The sequence below is a fragment of the Paenibacillus humicola genome (assembly GCF_028826105.1).
GTDB lineage: Bacteria > Bacillota > Bacilli > Paenibacillales > Paenibacillaceae > Paenibacillus_Z > Paenibacillus_Z humicola.
Genome location: NZ_JAQGPL010000001.1, coordinates 4,815,832 through 4,838,246, shown reverse-complemented (window position 1 = coordinate 4,838,246; position 22,415 = coordinate 4,815,832). Strand labels below are relative to the sequence as shown.

Here is a 22,415-nt window from a genome sequence, read left to right as displayed (position 1 = left end):
GGATGTACAGCTTTGCCATTCTGTTGGTGCTCGGTTCGGGATTTTTTCATTCGGTCTGGAACCTATTTACGAAGCGAAGCCGGAACAAACATGTTTTTCTCTGGTACTGCCAGCTCGCTGCCGTTCTGCTCTTTCTGCCGTGGGCGATTGCGGAATGGGACGGCGGTTCCTTAACCGAAACAGGGCTTATGGTCGTGCTCGCGTCCATGTTTCTGCATGGGTTGTATATCTTTTTGCTGGCTTCCGTGTACTCCATAGGGGATTTATCGCAGGTTTATCCGATTATGAGGGGCACGAGCCCGCTGCTGGTACCGCTTCTCGGGGTAACGCTGCTTCAGGAAAGGCTGATGATTGCCGGCTGGCTGGGCGTCGTCACGATTGTGCTGGGTATTGCTCTGCTGAGCGATATCAAGTTCAAGCGCCGGACGTCAACGTCATTCGCAGCGCCACTATTGGCGTTGGCGGTGGGCGTTTGCATCGCCGGCTACATCGTGACGGACAAAATCGCGCTTCAGTATTTGCCGGCGGTCCCTTTGAACGAAGCGATGAACGTGAGCAATTTATTGGCACTTTCCTTGGTGGCTCTCAAGTCGGGCGAAATGCGGCGTGAGCTGCAACTGAACTGGAGCGTCATCCTGCTTGGCGGAGTACTTGCTCCGGGAGGGTATCTGCTTTTCCTGTTCGCCTTGTCGCTTGCGCCGGTCGCGCAGCTTGCGCCGATGCGGGAAATCGGCACCGTCTTCGGGACGGTGATGGGGATTTTTATTCTTCGCGAAAAACAAGGCAGGAGGCGAATCCTCACTTCTTTATTGATTACCGGGGGGATCATCACGATTGGCGTTTGGGGCGAGTAAACCTGTTTACCGGTAATAGCTCACGAGCTAGTCCTCGTCCCGAAACAGCTCCCGCAGCATCCGCTGCCGGTTGTTCAGAAACTCGCGCGTCAGGCTGAAATGCTCCGTTTCCTCAAGCGTCACTTTCTCCAGTCCGTCCGCGCCGAGCTGAAAGATGACAGAGTCCGGGTAAGCCATCAAAATCGGAGAATGGGTGGAGATGATAAACTGCGAGCGGTTTCGGACAAGGTCATGCAGCCTCGACAGCATGGACAGCTGACGAAAAGGAGAGAGGGCCGCCTCCGGCTCGTCCATCACGTACAGCCCGTTCCCTCTCAGGCGGTTCATGAACGCGGTGAAGAACGATTCCCCGTGCGATTGCTCGTGCAGGGACTTGCCTCCGAAGCTGTCGATGATTTTGGGGCCGCTTAACGGTTCGCGGTCCAGCTCCTCGATATTGCTGGCCAGGTTGTAATAGCTTTCGGCGCGGAAGAAAAAGCCGTCCCTCGGCTTATACGCTCCCCGGGCCAGGCGCAGATAGCGGTGAAGCTCCGAATGGGAAGCGTATGTTGAGAACGAAAAATTCAGGCTGCCGCCTTCCGCATTAAATCCCCAGGCAATCGCAATCGCTTCCAGAAGCGTGGATTTGCCCATGCCGTTTTCCCCCACGATATAGGTTACCTTCGGATGAAGGGGCAGCTTATCCAGCTCGCGAATCGGCGGCAGGTTGAACGGATACCGGTCGAACCCGGGCACTTCGTCCCTCAGCAGTTGAACGGATCGTAAATAGGCGGTTGATGGATCGGATCGCATCTTGAACGAAACCCCTTTTATACCGGATAATGTCATTATAACCGATACCGGAGATGAGGTATCCGGCCGATTGGGAGGGACGGGATGATTTCGCGCAGCGATTACCGGTTCGACGACTATCGATATTACGATCGGGACGGGAAGCTCATCGATCTTTAAGGAGCGGAAGCATGAACATTTTATGGGATTTCGACGGCACGTTGTTTGATACGTACCCGGCGTATACGAAGATTTTCACGGATGTGCTGGGCGGGAAGTATACGGCGGATGAGGTGCTGCGCGAGCTGAAAATTTCGTTTTCCAGCGCAATCGATCGGTTGGGTCTGAACGCGGAACAGCTGCTGGAGACCAAGCGAAGGGGCGATCTGCTCCTGCCGGAGCATTTCTCGACCTTTCCGGGAGTTGAACAGGTGCTGCAGACCGCGGACGCGAATGTGATCATGACCCACAAACCGAGGGCGGAGCTCATGCCTATTCTCGAGTATTACGGATGGACGCGGTATTTTGCCGACATTGTGACGCCTGACGACGGCTTCCCCCGAAAACCGGACCCTGCCGCGTACCGGTATCTTCATGAACGGAACAGGCTCGATCTCATCATCGGCGACCGCGAAATCGACATTTTGCCCGGGAAGGCGCTTGGCATTCGAACCTGTTTGTTTCAAAACGATACGCCCGGCGCCGATTATTATCTGTGGCAGTATAACGATTTTTTTAACACGGTGGCCGGCGGCTGATTTTGCCGCCTTAACCGCTATAAGCACGGTTGCTGTCCGCATGGATGAGGCGCAGCAATTCGATCAGCTCGTTCAGGCGATGGAGCTGCGAATCGTATGTTCGCTCCGGCTGCAGACGCTTAATGGCGATCGCTTCCCGGATCAGCCCGTGCCATCTTGCGTGCAGCAGCTCCAGACCGTAGCGCCCCGCCTCCGTTTTACTGGTCACCTTGCGCTCCCGGATCGTATACAGCTGTCTCAGCATGCCAAGCACGCACCATTCGACGGCAAAATCCAGCTCGGCCGGCTTGAGCTGCGGCCCGGACGGACCGGATGTACGGGCATGCTGCTCCAAACGGCCGATCCAGTCTGTCCAGTATGTGTTCATGTTGCCGATGACATAATCGGTCATCGTATCCTCTGCAATTTCATAGGTTAAAAGGACCTCCGGGCCGTATACCCGGATGCCGTGATGCTTCAGCACCCACCAGGTCACGGGATTCAGATCGGCGCCCGTTCCGTCCGTGCGGAGACGTTTCTCGAAATAGGTCACGACCGAAGAAGTGTCGTGTAACGATTGGCCCAGCTCGCTTCGGAGCAAGTAGGCCCCCATCATATTCGTGCCGGGAAGCGACTGCTCGACCTCATCGTGCGCCGCCGCTACGACCTTGATTTCGGAGCCGCTCAGCGGCTGATCGACGACCGCGAGGAAGTCGATATCGCTTGAGCCTTCGATATAATCGCCGAGCGCGACCGAGCCATACAGGTAAACGTTTTGCAGACGGTCCCCAAGCCGTTTCGTCAGAGCCGAGCATAAGGCTTCCACGGTGACGTTTACATTGTCCGGCAGCATCACGTTCCTCCTTGTACAAATGGATTTTAACGCAGAAAGCTTGAAACGGGTAGTGCGACAGCCATCAGAACGACAGCGCCGAAGAAAAAATAACCAGTTCCGCCTTTCCGGAGGGATGAATCGAAAATCGAAAATAGCCGTCAGGAGTTCTTTGATCGAATTCCTGACGGCTGGTTTTTATTTTAACTTGCCTGGCAAAGCCGAATCAATCCCAAAATTGAATGGACGCATGACCGCTAAACGTTTCATACACGTAAAACTCCGCTTTTTTGTTGGAGCCGTCGACGTACGAACCGATGTTGTAATACGTGATGGTATCGCCGGGATACAGATAAAACCAGTTGTAGCCGCCTGCATAAACGGGATCGTCCGCATTATCGGGATCGTATTCCATCAATTCGTACCAGGCACCGCCGCTCGGACCGGAGGAGATTTTGTATTTAAAATTGCCTCCGCCGGAATAGACATAATTCGAAGGGTTTTCGCTGGAATCCGAATTATGCGTCCCTAAATAATCCCATTCCCCGGCGCCAAACGGCGTGATTTGATTGGCGTGCGTAATCGTAACGCTGCCGGCCGACACCGCTCCCCCATTGGGCGGGCTCGCCTTCCTGTCGCTGCTTCCGTCCGTTCCTTTGGCAAATGCCGACGAGAACGGAATCGCCAGCGCAAATACGGCGGCGGTAAACATTACGGCGGCTTTCTTCACCTTCAGATTCGGTAAAGCTTTCACATCAAACGCCTCCTATAAAATGTAATGTTTTCCTTGCGGTGCTTAATATAGCATATTCCGTATGTCGAAGTAACCTTGATCCTGTCGAGATTTGCCGATTTCGTAAACTTAAGCGTATCTTTAGCTACACCCTGTAAGTTCCCTGTTTATAGCCGAGACTCATGCAGGGATGCCGGCTAACGAATTTCCTTTCGCTGTGTAATTGGCCTCATGCGGTTATGCCTCGGATAACGGTTTTCCGTAACGCACCAGCACGTGCCACAGCAGCTTGAGCTCCTGAAGAACCTCGGCAGCGGTTCCCAGGTCGCTCCACGCCCGGGGGCTGCGGCTGAGATCCGCTGCGGCGGCGCCGATCCGGCATGCGTCGATCCGATTATGACGTGCGATGCGTTTGGCCAGCGAGGGCATCGCCGGACCTCTGAAATCCGAAGGCACCTCGTCGGCCGAAAGGACAAACCCCATGTGCCAGTAGAGCCCGATCGAATATTTCCGGCACAGCCGCTCCAGCGTCCGGCCCGTATCCGTCCCTTTGAATGAGGGATCGGCAACAAGCAGCTCGGCGTCATCCCAAAGCGATACGGCGCCATGTACCTGGGCTTCGATATAGTGGTTCAGGTTGCGCACCGGTTCCTTGCATGCCGGATTTGAATACGGCTTCTCGAGATTGGCGAGGAGATGATCGACCCATTTTCGCGGTGTCAGACTTCGTTCGCCGATCGCGAAGTCGCTGAAAAACGCATCCTTGAGCAATGCCGCCAAAATGAGCTCGAACGCCTCGTACGTCCCCTTTTCCTTCGGGTTCTGATGCGAGTCCAGGTAGGTGTAGGTCGAGCGTTTTGAAACCTCCGGCGACAGCAGCAAATAGCACGATCCGAACCGCGGGGCCGGCCCGTCCGGATGCCGCATCACGTCCAGCGCGCCGTATTTGGGACGTTCGCCCGCGGCCAGATCCTCCCGGTGATAAGCGCCCCCGAACAAGCGCTTTTCCCACAAATCGCGCTGCCCGCCGGGGTAAGCCGACAAGCTGCCGCTGGATAAATGCGTCTCGAACTGACTTTTGTACGCGCCTTGCTCGAGCAGCGATTCGGCAACGCTGCGCATGGTTTGCGGAACGAGCCGGTCGGGGTGAAAATGCAGGGCAATCCGGGCATGCGCCTTCAGCTTGGAGACGGCCGTTTCAAACGTTAGGCGCGAGATATCGGACATGCGAAGAACTTCCTCCATGACGGAGCGGGCTTCAGGCGCATGGCTTCGGGCATATGCGGTCACGTTTTTCAATGCGAGAAGCTGAGAGGCAGAAAGGTTCATGGCATGACACGGCTCCTTTATCGCAGCTATCATCGTTTTACCGGTTGACGATCATCGTTCGACGATACATAGAGTATACGGCCGGCAGGCTTGGTGATGAAGGGGAAATGGATGCAAAGGACCGAATCCGCTTTTCCCTAAAGTAGGAAAAATGGGGACGGGTGCAGAATGAGTAGCAATCAGACCGTTTGCAGTACAACTTCGATTGGGGGCCAGTTGATCATGCATAAGTCCACGGAAGACGTATACGATTTGCTTTACAGCTTCAAGAATTACGAGCGGGAAGCCGGAGAGATCAAGGAATATATTCTCGCCCGGTGTCCGAAAGCCCGAACCATTCTCGACGTGGCATGCGGGACGGGAAAGCACGCCCAGTATTTAAATGCCAATTTTCAGGTGGACGGCATCGATATCAGCCCGCGTTTTGTCGAAATTGCCCAAGCCCGGAACCCCGCTTCGGCTTTTTGGTGCAAGGATATGACGTCGTTCGAATTGGACCGCCAATACGATGCGGTGATCTGTTTGTTCAGCGCGATTGCCTACGCCAGCTCCGGCGAGTCGTTGACCCGGACGCTCAAGCAGATGAAAAAGCATACGAAGCCGGGCGGCTACCTGTTCATCGAGCCTTGGTTTACGCCGGATACGTGGAGTCCCGGTAATGTTTCGATTTTGAACGGCGGTAACAAGGAACTGAAGGTGAGCCGCATGTCGCATTCCAGCCGGGCGGATAAGATCTCCATCCTGAATTTCGACTATTTGATCGGCACGACGGACGGCATTACCCATATTTCCGAGAAACACGAGCTCGGCTTGTTCACGGTCGGCGAAATGATGTCCGCTTTTCGGGAAGCGGGGCTTGAGGCGGAGCACGACCCGAAGGGAATCGGCGGAAGAGGTATGTATTTTGCGAAAGCGATGCGGTAACAAAATCATCGTCATCGCTCCTATTCGAAGGGAAGAAGCCAGTTTGACTAAACTGTATTTACTTGAGCCCGAAGTCAGCGGGCAACTAGGTGAGAAAACTATATATTACCATAATAGTGCATTCACGTCGGATAGAGTAGGATTTTTACATTATGAATTTGATGGTTGGTTAGGTGACAACTTGTTGAATCTACACCCTGTTTTATAATCGCAAGTGAATTGAATGAAATTTTTAAAAAAAGAAAATTAGCCGATTTCAAAGTAGAAGAATGTTTAGTAACCACATCGGAAAATTTTAAAGAACTTTATCCTGATCGAAAGCTTCCAAAGTTTGTTCGACTTATTCCATCGGGAACAGTTGAAATAGAAGGGGACTCCTTTTTAAATTGGTCAGGGCATGCTTTTTGTTTATCCACAAAAGGATACTTGGTAGTTACAAGTGAAGTTGCTATAATTCAAGAACATTTAAAGTTTTGTGATATCTCAGTTCTTAATGAATTGAAATCTTAAAAAAAATGAATCCCAAGCGGTCTAGAGGGACTGACCCCCATTTGTGAGACAGGGATCAAAACACCTTTATTAAACAGCCAGTTGCCGATATTCAGCCGGTGACTGGTTTTTAGTTTCGTTTGATTTCGAAATGCGAGAATACAAGGAGTAGGACATTCCGGTTGCACTGTCTCCTGAAATAAAAAAACCGACTCTCCAACTTATAGTAGAAGAGACGGTTAAGCTTCAAAATCTATATATATTCGTGGGATATCCAATTCTTGCTCGACGAAGTTCATGTCAGAATCTCTAGAAATTAATGTAAGTTCATAGTTCATAAACTGACGCTGTCGCAATAATAAGCGCATCCGGAGTTTTTAACTTACGTCCCTTACGTTTAAGATCCCTACGAACCGTCCCAGCCAATTTTGCAATATCTGACGTAACATCTATACATCTTTTTGATGTAAACAGCTTTTCTGCACGAAGTTGTTCCTCGTGTTTTAACCCTGCAAACACCTCAGAAACTGTAATTGCAAAAATAAATCGGCATTTTATCACGGGACGCCTGTTGAACAAAATCGATAACATTACTCTCGTTAGTAAGAATTGCAATCGCAATATTCGTGTCCAGGAGATACCCTCTACTCATGCATTCCATTCCTCACGCGATTTGCCCACTTCTTCAAGGAGCTCTTTCCCTCGTTCAGGCGTTAAAGTACCGGCCGCTTCCAAAAGATCATCGACGGAATAGTCGTCTTCTTGAGCTTCCACAGTTTGCTTTTCAAGATCAATCAATACACGAGAGTTATTTATGTTGAGTTTTTGAAGGATGGATTTTATCGCACTCGCGGCTTGTGGATCCATTTTTTTGGGGATCATCGTTATCCCTCCATCGTCACTTGATAACTCATTATAACATAGGTTCGGCTGTTTCAATAATTACCATTTCCCTCATTTGTATGGAACTTCAATACTCGTAAGTTAAATCATTCGATGAGGAACAAGATCAGTAATCGTTATTCAAAAATAAGGCTTAATGGACTGATATATTAACTCAATAGGGGAGGCCGTTTAGGCCTCCCTTTCCACGCGCGGCGGCCTTGCAACCAAAAGAAATTTAAGCAGAATAGCTTTAAAGCTACATTAGTACAAAATATGGGGTTTTGGACATATGTCTTTACCGATGAGTAAACGTGAGGATATGGGATTGATATATTTGGAAAAATAGGATAAAGTTACTTTGGGCACAAAATCTTAAGGCACCGTACTAATAATTTAAAAAAAGAGGTGTTTTAATTTGAAACTAGTAAACAAAGTAGCATTATTTTCTTCTGCCTGTGTTTTGGCCCTTGCAATAGGAGGCTCAGCCGGTGCAATGGCTGCTCCGGTTGAAAACGTGAGTCCGAGTACTGAAACAGAAATTGTTCCGTATGTAAATTGGACTGGTTCAGCTTACATAACTACAAATGCGTATAGTAACATTACATCTTCTAACAATTTTTTCAATGATTCTCCTCTTGTTACAAACAGTGCAAACAGCCCAGGAACTATTACTGTAAGAATTTTAGACTCCAAAGGTGCTCAAGTAGGGAGTACCAAAACAATTGCTGCAGGTAAATCCGTAAGACTTGACCAGATACCTTGGAATAGTGGGACTTATACACTGCAGGGAAAAGGAAGCGTATCTGGGACATATTATATTTCTATTGATTAAGGAGTTGTGAGAAATATGGTTAATGGTCAACTTAAGAAAATTGGTTGGATTAGTGCGATTTTCGTTACATTAACCATTATTTTTGTTTGTTTTTATCAAGTTTATCAAAACGTAGGGACCGTTCATGATTACTTTTCCCCTAAAATGACCTCATTTCTAACTATTGATAATGAAACTGATGAATGGAGCAGTATTAAATTTAATGGTCAAGATTCCGTTAAATTTGATAGCGTTTTTTGGGATAAGACAATCACAAATGATGGAAACAGTACAGGTAATGTGGTTATCAGAGTTAAGGATGGAAAGGGAGATATTGTGATCGATGAGTTTCAGGTGTCTCCCGGACATTTCAAGGAATTAAGTGGTTTAAATAAAGATAAACAATATTACTTTGAGCTCAAAGCTGCAAAAGGGCAATTCTTTATTAATGCAACATAGAAGAGCCTTGCTTTGGGAAACATAAAAGCGGCCTTTGTTCACATCGTGTGTGCAAAGGTCGTTTTTTTGTTATTGTTAGATACAAAGAAATGTCAAAGAGAGTTTATATTATAGTCCATATTGGGGCCACCTCACGAAACGAAAATAATAATCGTACGCTAACGAGTGGGTAAGCCTTGCCCGTCCTCCGTTTGCGGACATCGACTGTTCAATGTGTCAGGTTGAAGTGTACTTATTATTGGCGTCTAACCACAGTCTCAAAATCGTCTGGATAGGGTCGATTTCACTTTTATTCTGACGGCTAATTCACCGGTTCTATGAACCTAACTGGACACATCGACGAGCTTAACGTACTTTATTTCGAATAAACTGGTTACGACTCAAGACGCTCAGAATGCGCTGAAGGATTTGTTTGCTGAAACGATTCAAGAAATGCTGGAAGCCGAGATGGATACCCATCTGGGCTATGAGAAGCATGATGCGAAGAGCAAGAAGACGACAAATAGCCGCAATGGCAGGAGCCGGAAGACGATCACCAGCGAGTATGGCGAAAAAGAAGATTGAAGTGCCGCGCGATCGGCAGAGCGATTCTAGCCGTTGGTCGTGAAGAAGCATCAGTCGAATGTCACCGGCATCGAAGATCAGATCGTGGCGCTCTACGCGAAAGGCGTCAGCACGCGGGGGATTCAAGACCATCTCGTTAGCCTGTACGGCATTGACGTGTCCCCGACGCTCATTTCCAAGTAAAGAAAACCAAAATGAAAGTTTAAACTTTGAACACTTGAGATGCAGTTGTATCATCTACGTCAGCATTCACATCGTAACGTTTTGGATGAACTGTATGATACCAACTGTACATTTTGGAGGCGGGCGGCGTGAAGCGGTTCATGATCGGGCAGTACGGCTCGTTTGACAGCCGGAAATACGAGCGGGATTTCCGGGACGATTTTTTCGGCATCGAGGCCTGCTTGTTCGCGGCTGAGGAGGATACGGCCAAGCTGGTCCTGGAATCGAGGCGGAGGGACTTTTGCGTCGGGGTCCATTTTCCGTTTCGGGCGGGAATGTCCAAGCTTCGGGATGCGCTTGTTCTGTCTCCGGACAACCGGATCAGAGCGGAAGCGTACGGTTTGATCGAGCGCGAGCTGGAGTTTCTTCGGGCGGTGCAGCCGCTTTATATCCTGTTCCATTATCCGAAGCCGGTTATTTTGGACGAGCGGGTGGACTGGAGCGGGTGGCGCTTCGCCGATCCGGCGGAATACATCAGCGAGAGCAGTATTACGATCGACGAATTAAGAGCGGGGACCGAGCATCTTCTGCAGTGGCTGAGTGAAAAAGGCAAAGCGTACCGCTTTATTCCCGTGCTCGAATTCGACGCGTTGAGCCGGTATATTTACGACACCGATATGCTGGAGGAGCTGCTGCAGCGTTACCGGTCGGTGCGTTTGTGTCTGGATACGGGGAGAATGTTTTTGCAGGAGAAGCTGGATCCCTATTTCGATGCCGGCCGGGTCATTCATAAATATGCCAAGTATGCGTATCTGGTGCATCTGTCCAACTTACAGTACAAGGATGGGATCGTCCTTCACCATCATCCCGTATTGCCGGACCAGCAAACCGAAGACGGATGGGCGCCGATCGAAGCGTATTTGCAGGCCATTCTGGAAGAGAGCCCCGATGTGAAAATCATGTTTGAGCACCGGTCCGACCGGATCACGGAAGATCAGCTGTCGCAGTGTTATTCCTGGGTTGAGCGGATATTCAATGAAAGCTGTAACCGGCCGTGAACGGCTGTCGGTCGAAAATTTACCAATGGAAGGACGGCGGGAATCATGCTGGAAATCGAACGATTGCATACGGTCGAGGAGACGATCGGCGAGCTGTCGGAGCTGCTCGTGCGGGTCGTGGACGGAGGCGCGTCCATTAACTTTTTGCCTCCGCTGGACATCGCGGAAGCGGAGGAGTATTGGAAGCGCGTCCTCGAACCCGGCGTGATCTTGTACATCGCGAAGGTCGAAGGCCGGATCGCCGGAACGGTGCAGCTGCAGCTGTGCGTGAAGCCGAACGGCAAACACCGGGCCGAGGTCGCCAAGCTGATGACGCATCCGGACTTCCGCCGCAGGGGAATCGCCCGCAGGCTGATGCAGGAGGTTGAAGCGAGAGGAAGAGCGGAAGGCCGGACGCTGCTTACGCTCGATACGCGCGAAGGGGACCCCTCAAACCTTCTGTACGCCTCGCTCGGCTATATTCAGGCGGGCCGCATTCCGCAGTTCGCCCTTTCCGCAAACGGCGAACTCGACGCCACGATTTTGTATTATAAGCTGCTTTCCTGAACGCGGTCTTCTGCCCGGACCTTGAAGCCCGGAACGATCTCCGGGCTTCTTCCGAGAGCTATCGCATCAGTATCGAACGGCGTACAGCGAATCTCCGGCAACCCGGTACCAGGCGACAAGCCGGTATGTAGTACCTCCGGGTCCCGGTAGCTCCTGCTCGCGGTATTTGAAAACGGACGGGCTCCTGGAGATGGCGACTGTTTTGCCGGCGCTTGTGAAGTGCAAATACGATTTATCGTTGTACGTAAAGGCGACCGTCCCGTCCGGTCCCAGCTCGTTAATGGAAAGTGGCGTCGTATAGAACGACCAGCCTGCGGGACAGTCGAAAACTTGCTTGACCGTGCCCTGCGGCGACCGCACGTTGACGACCCAGCTGTTTTGTTCCTTGTTGTATTCCGTGTAAGCGACCCATCCGTTATTGATCCGGTAATCGCTGTCCGGAACATAATAATTGCCTTTGGCCCATGGGTTTACCGCCAATGTGGTCACGGTTTGATCGGCACTGCGCAAACGGAGCGCCCACTTCATCTCGGAATAATTGTTCTGCACCACCAGTTCCCGGTAAACGATGTTGTTTCCATCCGTCAAAGGCCCATAATAGCCTAACGTCCAGCCGTTCCATTGCTGCACCTTGGCGGAAGGCGAAGCGAGCTTTGTCACGGTGCCGTCCGGAAGCGCCTCGTAAAGCGCAAGCGCATTCACCGGTGCGCTCGGTGCCGTATAAATCACGGTTTTATCCGCAGTAATATCCGTCTTATCGTAGCCCGGCTCGCGGGACTGTCCGGTCGTCAGATCCACGGTATGGCGCGTGAGCACCGCAAAATTTCCGTTTCCCCGGACGGCGAAAAGCTGTTCGCCGTTTGCAATTGGCTCGGCTTGGCCGTTCTTCCAGCTGTAAACCGACTGCAGCCTCGGCCATATATCCGTACTTGGGTCGGTATTCAGTTCGTACACGACGCCTTCCGCAGACAGCTTTGCTTCCCGGATGATGTCGCTTGTGCCGGCGGCGTCGTACACCTTCATCTGGCTTCCGTCCGCCCGGTTGTACAGCCAGAGGACTTTGTTGTCGGCCGTTTCCCAAATCACGCGGGCTGCATCAAAATCTCGGATCGGTCCGCCAAACTTGTTCAGCAGCAGCTGAGCGGCTTCGTCATTCGCGTCCGCGGCGGCCGCGCCCTGGAAAGGAAGAACCAGCAGGACCGACAGCATCACGGCCCATACGTAAGGATGGAATCGTCGCTTCATTTCGGATTCTCCTCGATTTTTATTTTTTGTTTGACTTTAAGCCGACTCGGGAACCTCGCTCCTCTCCCCCCTTTAAACTCGTCTTTAAAATAACATGCTGTAGTATCGAGGCTTATTCATACCATTCGCAGCAGATCTCCTGTTTTGTGGAGGATTCGCAAAAATTTATCAATTTTATGGGTGAATTTAACTTTTGCCTTGCAGGTTCCTTGCTTGAACCGTTAATGCAGCACTGCCGATTCAGCCGCGCAACTAAAATCTTTTTTTCGCGTCTATATAAAAAAAAGGCTGGAACGAAATGGATGACCATCCGGCGAAAAGGAGATTGCGCTATATGAGGGCAATTTGGAAGCGGGCCGGTCTGAAGCTTGGATTGGCCGTGTTGCTGTTAGGGGGCGCGCAAGCTTTGTGCGGAGCCTGGGGAACCAACGGCATCGCCGCCGCGGCCGATAACGAGACGGTTCTCCCGCAAAACGTTTGGTACGCGGATCCGGCGGCGAAAGACGGTTCGATCATCCGGCAGGGGAAAATTTTAGTGCCGGTTCGGACTGCGGCGCTGCAGCTTCAAATGGGTCTTTACCGGAATGCCGCCGCGCATACGGTCACACTGCTGAATCCCGTACATCGGATCGTCTTTCAGCCGGGCGTCCGGACGGCCGTCGTGGACGGGAAGAAGGCCGGGCTGGACATGGCGCCGGTCATCGTGAACGGCAGCCTGTACGTCCCTTTTCGTTTCCTCGCGCAAACGTTCGGGTACCCGCTTGGCAAACGGGATTCGCAGTATATCATGACGTTTCGCAATCCCTATTCCGAGGGTCAATTCGGCAGCGAGACGTACTGGATGAACAATGCCGGCGGGGACTTGTATTACTCCAACGGCACGACTGCACCGGCGCGGATCGGAAAGCTGGATATGCGCATCCAGGGCCTAGGGGGCATCAGCGTTGAAAAAACGGGCAAGCATTCCATTCTGCTCACCGTCAGAGATAACTACGGAGAGGATATTATGGGTGCGCACACTGACGTGTACCAGGCGCTGCTGCTGAACAACCGCGTTCTGACCGAATCGAAAGTAAATTACACCGGCAGCTTCAACATCAACAATGTCAAATCCTACGAAGGAGACCCCGTCATGATCGACGGCTCCTCCGCCAAGCGGGTCGATCCGGACACCGGCAGGACGGTGAAAACCTACGACATGGCGGCGCTGACCGGCGGCAATCCGAAGGACAGCTACGACTTGGAATACGTATCGGACGATATTTTGCTGATCCGGCCTTTCTCCACTTCGATGCTGACGGCGGTCGATTTGGAGACGAAGCAGACGACCGCTCTGTATAAAAAGCTTCTGCCCGACGACCAGCAGAAATGGCTGGAAGCCACGGCGGCGCCAAACGGTGCGAACGGCTATCAGGGAGACGGGCTCCTGTTCGTCAAGCGGGCGGGGAACGGGTTCGAATTCCAATGGTACGACCCGAAGCTCCGCAAAAAGGTCATTCTGAAATGGGACGATTCGAATCGCTGAATGAAACGTAAGAGGCCTTAGCGGGCCTCTTCTTTTTGTGGTCCACGCCGAAATGCGGTAAACTAATCCACATGAATTCCGAACATTAATCGAAAAAGGAGCAGTCAACGATGCCAAAAACCGCAGGATCCGTTCCCTACGGCTACGAGTCGGAGACGGAGCGGCAGAGGGGCACCTTGATTTATTACGATTCGTTCGAGCATACATCGGACGAGGAGCTGGACCGGGCCGCGTCGAATGCGGAGGAGCGCTCGTTCGCGAAGCTGGTGCTGTACCCGCTGCACGAGGAAACGGTGAAGCGGATGACCCGGGAGAAGGCGAGCCCGTTCTACAAACGGGAGGACCGGCTGCACGACTGGAAGCGGGAGCGGGGCTTGCCTGCGGTCGCCATCGAGAGCTGGGACGGCAAACGAAAGAAATATACGCCGGTCGACACGGCCCTCCGGTTTTTGACCGAAAAGTACGACGCCCCCCATTTCCTCTACCTCACGCCGGAAACGGCCAATATGTTCGCCTCGTTCGCTTCCTTCGAGGAATGGATCGTGAAGCTGCGGCTGCTGCTGGCATCGGAGCCCGCCTCGCCGCATCCGAACCTGGAGCGGTACAGGCACCGCTGGAGCGCTTTATGAAGAGCGTTCTCGTCACGGGCTACCGCGCGCACGAGCTTGGCATTTTCGATCAGAAGCACAAGGGAATCCCGTACATCAAGAGAGCGATCGAAGCCCGGCTCGTGCCGCTGATCGAAGAGGAAGGGTTGGAGTGGGTGCTCACACCCGGTCAATACGGCGTCGACCTGTGGGCGTGCGAGGCGGTCATCGGACTTAAGGCGCGGTATCCGCACCTGAAGCTGTCGATTATAGCTGCTTATTTGAACCCCGAGGAGAAATGGAAAGAAGACAAGCAAACCTATTACCGCGAAATTCTCGGCGGCGTCGACTATTACGCGACCGTAAGCCATCAGCCGTATAACGGCGTTTGGCAGCTTACTGCCAGGGACGATCTCCTGATGCGCAAGACGGACGGCATCATTCTGTTCTACGATGAGGAGAACGGCGAAGCCAGCCCGAAATTTATGAAACGGCGCGCGTTCCAAAAGCGCGACGAGGACGGTTACCGCTGCATCGTCATAACGGCGGAGGACGTCCAGAACATCGCGGACGAGGAGCTGCGGGACATGCCGTTTGACGCTTAAGGCGCTTCTGCTGCCGCTCCGGAAAAGCCGGCCGGCCGGACGGACGGTCTCGGGCGTCTCGACCTGCGTTTCGAACGGTCTCCGGCGTCTTGACCGCGTTTCGGACGGTCTCGGGCGTGCCTGCGTTTTGGCTGCCGGACTGATCCGGTTTGTTGAAAGAGCCTTCCAATAATCCGCTGAACGGCTCCCATTCTGGTATAATAGGAGAGACAGCCGCTTTAGGTCTGAACGTGCTGATTACCAGACGGAAAGTTGTGTGCTTATGTCGGGAATTAACAACTACCATTTGAATGAAGAAGGACTGCAGCGTTTTTTCGGGTCGCTCCAGGCCCGGATCATGGAAACGATATGGGCTTCCGACCAGTTGAGCATCAAAGAGGTGCACGCCCGGCTGAACGATGAAAGCCCGATCGCGTTGAACACGGTCATGACGGTCATGAACCGCCTGGAGGAGAGAGGCATTTTGCGGAAGTCGACCACCGGCCGGGGAAAAAACAGGCTGACGCTCTATTCGGCGGTCCAATCGAAGGAGCAGTTTTTGGCGGAGCAGGCGAAAACGGTGACGCACGGCTTAATCCGGGAATTCGGCGACCTCGTCGTCGCGCATATGGTGGACGCGATGGAGGAAGCGGACCCCGCGCTCATCCAGAAGCTGGAACGAAAACTGATGGAGCTGAAGCAGAGGAGCTGACCATGACGGGAAAAGGGAATCCCAGTCCCAATGTCGTCCTCGGGGCCGTCTTTCTGATCGGTTTCGGCGTGCTGCTGGAAATGAACTTTCTCTTGATCCATCATTTGGGGAACGCGCGGTACGAGTCGACTTTTTATCGTACTGCGTGGCAGTTCCTGAGCGACCTGCTGACGCAGCATCATCCGCTCGAAGTCGTTTTTCTGGCGGCGACCGGTTATACCTTCTATCAAATCGTCGGGCGAAGCGCCCGGCAGGCCGTCGCCGGCCGGAAATGGACCCGCTATTTTGCGGAGCATGCCGATGCGGGCAAGATGGAGAGGTTGAACGCCGCCTACCGGAAGTGGAACATCCCGATTACGATCGTTCGCGATCCGTCCGTCCTTGCGCTGACGACGGGGTTTATCCGCCCGCGGATCGTGCTGTCGACCGGCCTTATCCGGCTGCTGTCGGCGGAGGAACTCGAAGCCGTGCTGCTGCATGAGCGCTACCACTGCCGCCAGCGGCATACGGTCAAAAAATTTGCCGTGCAGCTGATGATGGACGGCATCGGGTATATTCCGATCATCCGCTCTCTGGGGCGGCATTATTTTATCGGCATCGAGCTGTCAGCGGACCGGTATGCCATGGACCAAATGAACTCTTCCTACGAAATCGGCTCCGTCCTGCTCAAGCTTGTTCGTCACAACGGGCAGTATGCCGGGGTTGGGGCAGGGGGAACGGTTCATTTTGCCGATACGGCGGTGAATTACCGGATCGAGCAAATCGTAAATCCGGATCAACCCGTCCGCGTTGCGCTTGCAAGCGCAAAAACGGTCGCGATATCGGCGATCCTGCTGTCGTTGATGCTGGCGGCATTGCTGCTGGAATGTCCGATTTAATCGGAATATGGAATAAAAGGGGATCCGTAAAATGAATGGACGAACGCCGATGATAAGCCCCTTTCGGGCGTCCAGAACTTCATAAAAAATTCTCCTTGTACGTTGCGCCGTTTTCGTGTAAAGTTTGATGAGTTTCCATTTTAATACGAATGCGGCGGTGCATGATGCAGCTGATTAAACAAATTCTTCGATTGGCCATTCCTTCGATCGCAACCTTCTCCTCCATGACCTTTACCGGCTTGCTTGTCCTTATGATTGTAGGAAAATTGGGGGCTGCCGCCATTGCGGTGGTCGGCATCACCAATATTTTGATGTATAACCTGTGGGCCATGTTCTCGGGACTGCAAAGCGCGATCAACTACCTGGTCGCCCAGTGCTACGGGTCCGGCGACATGCGGCTCGGCAATCAGCGGATGCAGGTCGCGCTGCTCGGTTCCGCCGGTCAGGCCGTGCTGCTGCTGATCGGCGGTTTAACGGTCCCTTATCTGATGCTCAAGCTGATGGGCGCGAACGAATCCATTTTGGACCTCGGGGCGCCGTATGTGCAGGTCCGGATGCTGGCGCTCATGTTCACGATGTTCAACACGGTTTTCTACGCTTATATGCGGGCTACCGGGGATACGCGGACGCCGATGACGATTTCCCTGATCAACAGCGGGCTTGTCGTCAGCCTGACATATCTGCTCGCTTACGGAAAGCTCGGTTTTCCGGATTTGGGGCTGCAGGGGGCGGCATGGGGCATGTTCACCGCGGAGCTGTCGGCCTTTTTGCTGAACCTGTTTGTGTATTACCGCTTCCTGAACGGGCTGTATCTGACCCGCACCTGGGTGCGCATCGAGCTGCAGCAGGTCCGTCTGGTCCTGTTCGAAAGCGTGAAGCTGGGCATTACCGAATTGTCCAACAGCCTCGGAATGCTGGTCTTCACCAGCTGTATCACGCGGCTCGGAACGGCGGCCATTGCCGCCAACGAAATCGCCCTCAACATTTTGTCGTTCGGGTTCATGCCTTCCAACGGCTTCGGCGCCGCGTCGACGATCGGCATCGGCCAGGAAATCGGGAAAGGCCGGGCGAAAGAGGCGAGGAAATTCGGGCTTGTGACGGTATATCTTGGCGTCGGGTTTATGGCTTTAATGTCGGTTGCGTTCATTTTATTCGCCCTGCCGATCGCGAAGCTGTATACGTCCGAAGCGGACGTGTACGAGAAGGCGGTCTCGCTCATCCATCTCGCCTCGTATATCCAGCTGTTTACCGGCGCGAACATTATTTTTGCCGGAGGACTGCGCGGGGCGGGCGATACGACGTATTTGTCCCGAACGGCGCTGCTGCTCAACTGGGCGTTATTTATCCCGTGCACGATTGTGTTCACGCGGGTGATGGATCTCGGGCAGGTGGGCGCGTGGTCGGCCCTGTGCACCCTGATCGTATTATTCGCCGTCTGCAATTGCTGGCGATATTTAACGCTCGACTGGACGCGGGTGCGAAGCAAGTCGAGAAGCGCCGCGCCCGAAGCGGTGACAGTGCATGTGTAGCGAATCAATGGGAGAATCCGCGAGCGATCGCGGATTTTTTGCGGGCACGGGAAGGTGTGCATTCGACTTTCCGGGAATACTGCAGGAAATCGGCCTTCGATTTCGGTCGTCTATTTTTCAAATATCGCATTCTGGTTTATAGTTGGTTTTGTCCTGGATTTGTTGATTGTGAAGTTGAAGAGAAATTCAACAATTGGGGAGGGACATCCATGATCCTGATCAGTTCCTGTTTGGCGGGGCTTGCGACAACTTACGACGGCCGGGACAACTACCGTGAAGAAATCGCCGCGCTCCTGCAGCAGGGGAAGGCCGTTTTGGTCTGCCCGGAGCAATTGGGCGGCCTGCCGACTCCCCGCCCGCCGGCCGAAATCGTCGGGGGCAGCGGGGCCGATGTTCTGGACGGCAAAGCGAAGGTCTTGACGAACGACCATCGGGACGTGACCGCGGAGTTTATCCGGGGGGCCGAGCAAACGTTGAAAATTGCCCGGACCGTGAACGCGAAATACGCGATTTTGAAGGAGTCCAGCCCTTCTTGCGGCAGCACGCTTATCTACGACGGCACGTATTCCAAGCGGAAACAGCCGGGGTTCGGAGTAACGTCCGCCCTGCTCCGGCGCAGCGGCATCGAGGTCTATTCGGAAGCGAACTTCAAGTCGCTGCTGGATAAAATCAATTAAGCGCACAACCTAAGCAAAACCGGCTCGCCTGTCAAGCCGGCCGACAACCAGTCCCTGGATCTTAAGGAGGCTGGTTGTTTGCTTTTGGGGCCGGATGCGTTGAAGCCCTAGGGAGCCGCGTTTTGACAGAAACGGCCGAAGGGCATAAAGTTGAACCTATAGAGCCCGGCATGCAGACCTTGTCATCGCTAAATAGAGGGATGGCGCCGCGCAGGACGCGGTCGGGACGACGATCGGAATCAACCAAACGAGGTGAAGGGAATGGAAGAGAACGCTCTGCAGGAGCTGCTCGCCATCGTGCCGGAGGAACGGGTATTTCTCGACTTGGCGGAGCGCTATTCGTACAGCTTCGATGCGTCCTTCGGTGAATATTTGCCGGAGGCGGTCGTACAGCCGCTGAACGCGGAGGAAATTTGCCGGATCGTCAAGCTCGCCAATCGCCGCCGGATCCCTCTGTATCCGAGAGGGGCCGCCACCTCGCTGAGCGGCGGTCCGCTTCCGGTTGAAGGCGGCGTCGTATTGGATATGACCCGCTTTGCGCGCAAGCTGATCATCGACCGCGAAAATTTGCTCGCTGTCGTATCGCCGGGAGTCATTACGGCGGATATTCACAAAAAGGCCGAGGAGGCCGGATTGTTTTATCCGCCCGACCCGAGCTCTTCGCATGTGTCGACGATCGGCGGCAATATGGCGGAGAATTCGAGCGGCCCCAAAGGCCTGAAATACGGCACGACCAAGGAATACGTCATCGGGCTGGAAGTGGTGACGCCGCTTGGAGACCTGATTCGCACCGGCGGCAAAACGGTGAAAAATGTGACCGGCTACGACTTGACCCGCCTCATCGTTGGCTCGGAAGGGACGCTTGGGATCATTACGGAGATCATCCTGAGGCTCATTCCGAAGCCGAAAGCGCGAAAAACGCTGCTTGCCGCGTTTGACCGCATCCAAGACTCGGGACACGCGATCACGAACATTTTATCGTCCGGCATTTTGCCCGCCGCCATGGAGCTGATGGACAACGCCTGTATTCGGGCGGTGGAGCAGTTTCAGCCGAGCGGCTTGCCGGTCGACAAAGAAGCGCTCATTTTGGTGGAAGTGGACGGGCATCCGGCGGCGATCGAGGAAGAAATTCGCAGCTGTGAAGCGATTTGCCGCGAGCAGGGGGCGAGCCTGGTGAAGGTGGCCGGAGACGAGAAGGAGCGGGAGGAGCTGTGGCGCGCCCGCAGGATGGTGTCGCCGGCGATTACCCAGATGGGGCCGACGAAAATTTCCGAGGACGCAACCGTGCCGCGCAGCAAAATTCCGGAGATGATGGAACGGCTGAAGCAAATCCGCGACAAGTATCGATTAAATCTGGTCGTATTCGGGCATGCCGGGGACGGGAACCTGCATCCGAACATCATTACCGATAAACGCAACAAGGAAGAGATGAGGCGCGTCGAGGACGCGGTCGGCGACATTTTCAAAGCGGCGGTGGCGCTCGGCGGAACGCTTTCCGGAGAGCACGGCATCGGGCTCCTCAAGGCGCCTTATATGGAAATGGAGCTTGGAGAGGCGGGCCTGGCGATGATGAGAAGGATCAAGGAAGCGTGGGATCCCAACAACATCATGAACCCGGGCAAAATCTTTCCGCAGCCGGGCCGGACGAAGGCGGTGCTGACATGAGCAAAACGGAGCCGCGGCAAAAGCTGTTCGAAGCGGCGTATAACGAGGCCAACCAGTGCGTGCAGTGCGGCTACTGTCTGCCGGTGTGCCCGACGTATATTTCGATGGGCAAGGAATCGGCTTCGCCGAGAGGGCGCATTAATTTGGTGAAGCTGGCTGCGGAGGGGAAAATCGATATCGGCGGCCATTTGACGCAGCCGATCGATCTGTGCCTGGGCTGCCGAGCCTGCGAGACGGCCTGCCCGGTCGGCGTTCCGTACGGGCATATCCTCGAGTCGGCCAAAGAAGCGATTGCGGATCGGCAGGCCATGCCGCCTCAGCGGCAGCCGTCCACGGGTGGGCCGGCGGCGCCGTCAGGGCCGCAGTCCGCTGCGGCGCATACGGCGCAGGGCAGCCTGCGGAAGCGCGTCTCGTGGAAGGAGCGCGGACGGGACCGGCTGAAACGGCTCGCGATGCGGCAGCTGCTTCCTTATCCGCGCAGGCTCCGCACCGCTGGCAATCTGCTTTGGCTGTATCAGAAGAGCGGCGCGGGGAAGCTGCTTCGCCGGACGAAGCTGCTGCACGCCCTGTCCGAACCGGCCGCCGCGTTCGAGCAGGCGCTGCCCGAGGTCGAGCCGCCTCGCATGCGGTACGAATGGGGGAGCGTCATCCCCGCCATGGGTGCGAAAAAAGCGCGCGTCGCTTTTTTCGCCGGCTGCCTGATGGACGCGATGATGAGCCGCACCAACCGGCTCACCGTCGAGCTGCTGTCGCTGGCCGGCTGCGAGGTCGTGATTCCCGCGGGACAATCCTGCTGCGGGGCGCTGCACGCCCATCAAGGGCTGAAAGCGCAGGCGCAGGAGCTGGCCAAATCGAATATCGCCGCCTTCGAGCTGTCCGGGGCCGATTTCTACGTCAATAACGCCGGCGGCTGCGGCGCGATGCTCCACGAATACGGCCATCTGCTCGCGGGGGATGCGGCGTGGGCGGAACGGGCGCGGCGTTTTGCGGAAAAGTCGCGCGATGTGACGGAAATGCTGCACACGTACGGACCGCTGCCTTTTGTCAAGCCGTGGAACGGCGTCATGACCTATCAGGATTCGTGCCACCTGCTGCATGTGCAGGGCGTGCGCACCGCGCCGCGCGAGCTGCTGAAGTCGATCCCAGGCGCCACGTTCATCGAGATGGAAGGCAGCGACCGGTGCTGCGCGTCGGGCGGCATCTATAATCTGCTGCATTACCGGGAGTCGATGAGCATCCTGGACGCCAAAATGGACAACGCGAATGCGACGAAGGCCGATGTAATCGTCACCACGAACCCGGGCTGCCTGCTGCAGATGCGGCTTGGCGTGCGCCGCAAACCCGGGGATCACGACATGGAAGCGGTGCATCTCGTCGAGGTGCTGGCCGAAGCGTGCGGATTGGATTAGTGTCGAGCCGCGAAAGTCATGACAGGCCCGGTCCAATCCGGACGGGCTGGCGATTTTCCCCGCGCTGGCGCAGGTGACGAAATGGCCGGACACGAAGCGGAACCGCTCCCGGCCTGGCGTCGAACGCGATGCCGGCTCCCTTTCTCTTCCTTACAAATTGGCCATCCCTCCCATGCTTCCGGGACTTCGCTCCCTCTCCAAACGAGAATCGCGCTGTCGATTGCGCGTTTTTATGTTTGCTGCCGTCGAATGGGATGCCGGTCGGCGCATGAGCCGGGTAGGAGGACCGATTATGAAACTACAGTCCGTAGGATGGATATTTCCGAAATGACAGTTATGCTATATTCTTCCTGTAAAATAAATTAGTCCTTAGTAATAAATAGCAGAAAATGGGGTGGGTTCCGGGCGCTCGAAGCGGCGTCCAACTGCGGACAGACGGATCAACCATGA

Annotated in this window: 23 protein-coding genes and 1 pseudogene; 17 read left to right on the top strand and 7 right to left on the bottom strand. The window is 54.2% G+C overall.

Going from position 1 to position 22,415, the window contains the following annotated elements; genetic code table 11:
- The first annotated feature begins 2 nt into the window (after window positions 1-2).
- Window positions 3-854, top strand: coding sequence for a DMT family transporter (locus PD282_RS22225; RefSeq protein ID WP_274653280.1), 852 nt, complete (start codon window positions 3-5; stop codon window positions 852-854).
- Between the two features lie 27 nt (window positions 855-881).
- On the opposite strand, the gene PD282_RS22220 is transcribed toward PD282_RS22225, so the two are convergent.
- The gene (locus PD282_RS22220) at window positions 882-1,646 is read right to left on the bottom strand and encodes an AAA family ATPase (protein ID WP_274653279.1); all 765 of its coding nucleotides are present in this window, start codon (window positions 1,644-1,646) and stop codon (window positions 882-884) included.
- Between the two features lie 170 nt (window positions 1,647-1,816).
- Here PD282_RS22220 and PD282_RS22215 point away from each other — a divergent pair, with 170 nt between their 5' ends.
- Window positions 1,817-2,383, top strand: coding sequence for an HAD-IA family hydrolase (locus PD282_RS22215; RefSeq protein ID WP_274653277.1), 567 nt, complete (start codon window positions 1,817-1,819; stop codon window positions 2,381-2,383).
- 10 nt (window positions 2,384-2,393) lie between these two features.
- Here the strand turns inward: PD282_RS22215 and PD282_RS22210 are convergent, their stop codons facing one another.
- From PD282_RS22210 to PD282_RS22200, 3 genes are all read right to left on the bottom strand, one after another.
- Window positions 2,394-3,215: a nucleotidyltransferase domain-containing protein gene (locus tag PD282_RS22210; RefSeq protein ID WP_274653276.1), complete on the bottom strand. Its 822-nt coding sequence runs from the start codon at window positions 3,213-3,215 to the stop codon at window positions 2,394-2,396.
- 205 nt (window positions 3,216-3,420) lie between these two features.
- On the bottom strand, window positions 3,421-3,948 hold the full coding sequence (locus PD282_RS22205; protein WP_274653275.1) for a hypothetical protein: 528 nt from the start codon (window positions 3,946-3,948) through the stop codon (window positions 3,421-3,423).
- 216 nt (window positions 3,949-4,164) lie between these two features.
- Window positions 4,165-5,256, bottom strand: coding sequence for a DUF3626 domain-containing protein (locus tag PD282_RS22200; RefSeq protein WP_274653274.1), 1,092 nt, complete (start codon window positions 5,254-5,256; stop codon window positions 4,165-4,167).
- Window positions 5,257-5,478: 222 nt separating this feature from the next.
- Between PD282_RS22200 and PD282_RS22195 the strand changes: the two genes are divergently transcribed.
- The gene (locus PD282_RS22195) at window positions 5,479-6,180 is read left to right on the top strand and encodes a class I SAM-dependent methyltransferase (RefSeq protein WP_274653273.1); all 702 of its coding nucleotides are present in this window, start codon (window positions 5,479-5,481) and stop codon (window positions 6,178-6,180) included.
- An 816-nt stretch (window positions 6,181-6,996) separates the two neighbouring features.
- Here PD282_RS22195 and PD282_RS27400 read toward each other — a convergent pair.
- Both PD282_RS27400 and PD282_RS22190 read right to left on the bottom strand, forming a co-directional pair.
- Window positions 6,997-7,260 (bottom strand): PIN domain-containing protein, encoded by a 264-nt coding sequence (locus PD282_RS27400; RefSeq protein ID WP_338045217.1) that lies wholly within the window; start codon window positions 7,258-7,260, stop codon window positions 6,997-6,999.
- Window positions 7,261-7,317: 57 nt separating this feature from the next.
- Complete coding sequence (locus PD282_RS22190) at window positions 7,318-7,551, bottom strand: hypothetical protein (protein ID WP_274653272.1); 234 nt, start codon at window positions 7,549-7,551, stop codon at window positions 7,318-7,320.
- Window positions 7,552-7,969: 418 nt separating this feature from the next.
- Between PD282_RS22190 and PD282_RS22185 the strand changes: the two genes are divergently transcribed.
- The 5 genes and pseudogenes from PD282_RS22185 (at window position 7,970) to PD282_RS22165 (ending at window position 11,154) form a co-directional block, all read left to right on the top strand.
- Window positions 7,970-8,386, top strand: a complete 417-nt coding sequence (locus PD282_RS22185) for a hypothetical protein (protein ID WP_274653271.1) — start codon at window positions 7,970-7,972, stop codon at window positions 8,384-8,386.
- Window positions 8,387-8,401: 15 nt separating this feature from the next.
- Window positions 8,402-8,824, top strand: coding sequence for a hypothetical protein (locus tag PD282_RS22180; protein ID WP_274653270.1), 423 nt, complete (start codon window positions 8,402-8,404; stop codon window positions 8,822-8,824).
- A gap of 327 nt (window positions 8,825-9,151) precedes the next feature.
- Window positions 9,152-9,571: pseudogene (locus tag PD282_RS22175) on the top strand (transposase).
- Window positions 9,572-9,699: 128 nt separating this feature from the next.
- The gene (locus PD282_RS22170; RefSeq protein WP_274653269.1) at window positions 9,700-10,608 is read left to right on the top strand and encodes a sugar phosphate isomerase/epimerase; all 909 of its coding nucleotides are present in this window, start codon (window positions 9,700-9,702) and stop codon (window positions 10,606-10,608) included.
- Between the two features lie 45 nt (window positions 10,609-10,653).
- Window positions 10,654-11,154, top strand: a complete 501-nt coding sequence (locus PD282_RS22165) for a GNAT family N-acetyltransferase (RefSeq protein WP_274653268.1) — start codon at window positions 10,654-10,656, stop codon at window positions 11,152-11,154.
- A gap of 66 nt (window positions 11,155-11,220) precedes the next feature.
- On the opposite strand, the gene PD282_RS22160 is transcribed toward PD282_RS22165, so the two are convergent.
- Complete coding sequence (locus PD282_RS22160; RefSeq protein ID WP_274653267.1) at window positions 11,221-12,399, bottom strand: hypothetical protein; 1,179 nt, start codon at window positions 12,397-12,399, stop codon at window positions 11,221-11,223.
- 334 nt (window positions 12,400-12,733) lie between these two features.
- Between PD282_RS22160 and PD282_RS22155 the strand changes: the two genes are divergently transcribed.
- The 9 genes from PD282_RS22155 (at window position 12,734) to PD282_RS22115 (ending at window position 21,965) form a co-directional block, all read left to right on the top strand.
- Window positions 12,734-13,924 (top strand): copper amine oxidase N-terminal domain-containing protein, encoded by a 1,191-nt coding sequence (locus PD282_RS22155; protein WP_274653266.1) that lies wholly within the window; start codon window positions 12,734-12,736, stop codon window positions 13,922-13,924.
- A 110-nt stretch (window positions 13,925-14,034) separates the two neighbouring features.
- Entirely contained in the window at window positions 14,035-14,553 is a 519-nt protein-coding gene (locus PD282_RS22150; protein ID WP_274653265.1) for a hypothetical protein, read from the top strand.
- A complete protein-coding gene (locus PD282_RS22145; RefSeq protein WP_274653264.1) occupies window positions 14,550-15,116 on the top strand; it encodes an SLOG family protein in 567 nt (188 codons plus the stop codon). The genes PD282_RS22150 and PD282_RS22145 overlap by 4 nt, the downstream gene beginning before the upstream one ends.
- A 262-nt stretch (window positions 15,117-15,378) precedes the next feature.
- Window positions 15,379-15,807 carry a BlaI/MecI/CopY family transcriptional regulator gene (locus tag PD282_RS22140; protein WP_274653263.1) on the top strand — a complete coding sequence of 143 codons (429 nt, stop codon included), beginning with the start codon at window positions 15,379-15,381 and terminating at the stop codon, window positions 15,805-15,807.
- Window positions 15,808-15,809: 2 nt separating this feature from the next.
- Entirely contained in the window at window positions 15,810-16,685 is an 876-nt protein-coding gene (locus tag PD282_RS22135) for a M56 family metallopeptidase (protein WP_274653262.1), read from the top strand.
- Window positions 16,686-16,849: 164 nt separating this feature from the next.
- Window positions 16,850-18,214 (top strand): MATE family efflux transporter, encoded by a 1,365-nt coding sequence (locus tag PD282_RS22130; RefSeq protein WP_274653261.1) that lies wholly within the window; start codon window positions 16,850-16,852, stop codon window positions 18,212-18,214.
- A 209-nt stretch (window positions 18,215-18,423) separates the two neighbouring features.
- Complete coding sequence (locus PD282_RS22125; RefSeq protein WP_274653260.1) at window positions 18,424-18,891, top strand: 2-thiouracil desulfurase family protein; 468 nt, start codon at window positions 18,424-18,426, stop codon at window positions 18,889-18,891.
- Between the two features lie 261 nt (window positions 18,892-19,152).
- Window positions 19,153-20,556, top strand: a complete 1,404-nt coding sequence (locus tag PD282_RS22120; RefSeq protein ID WP_274653258.1) for an FAD-binding oxidoreductase — start codon at window positions 19,153-19,155, stop codon at window positions 20,554-20,556.
- The gene (locus PD282_RS22115) at window positions 20,553-21,965 is read left to right on the top strand and encodes a (Fe-S)-binding protein (RefSeq protein ID WP_274653257.1); all 1,413 of its coding nucleotides are present in this window, start codon (window positions 20,553-20,555) and stop codon (window positions 21,963-21,965) included. The genes PD282_RS22120 and PD282_RS22115 overlap by 4 nt, the downstream gene beginning before the upstream one ends.
- Window positions 21,966-22,415: the final 450 nt, after the last annotated feature.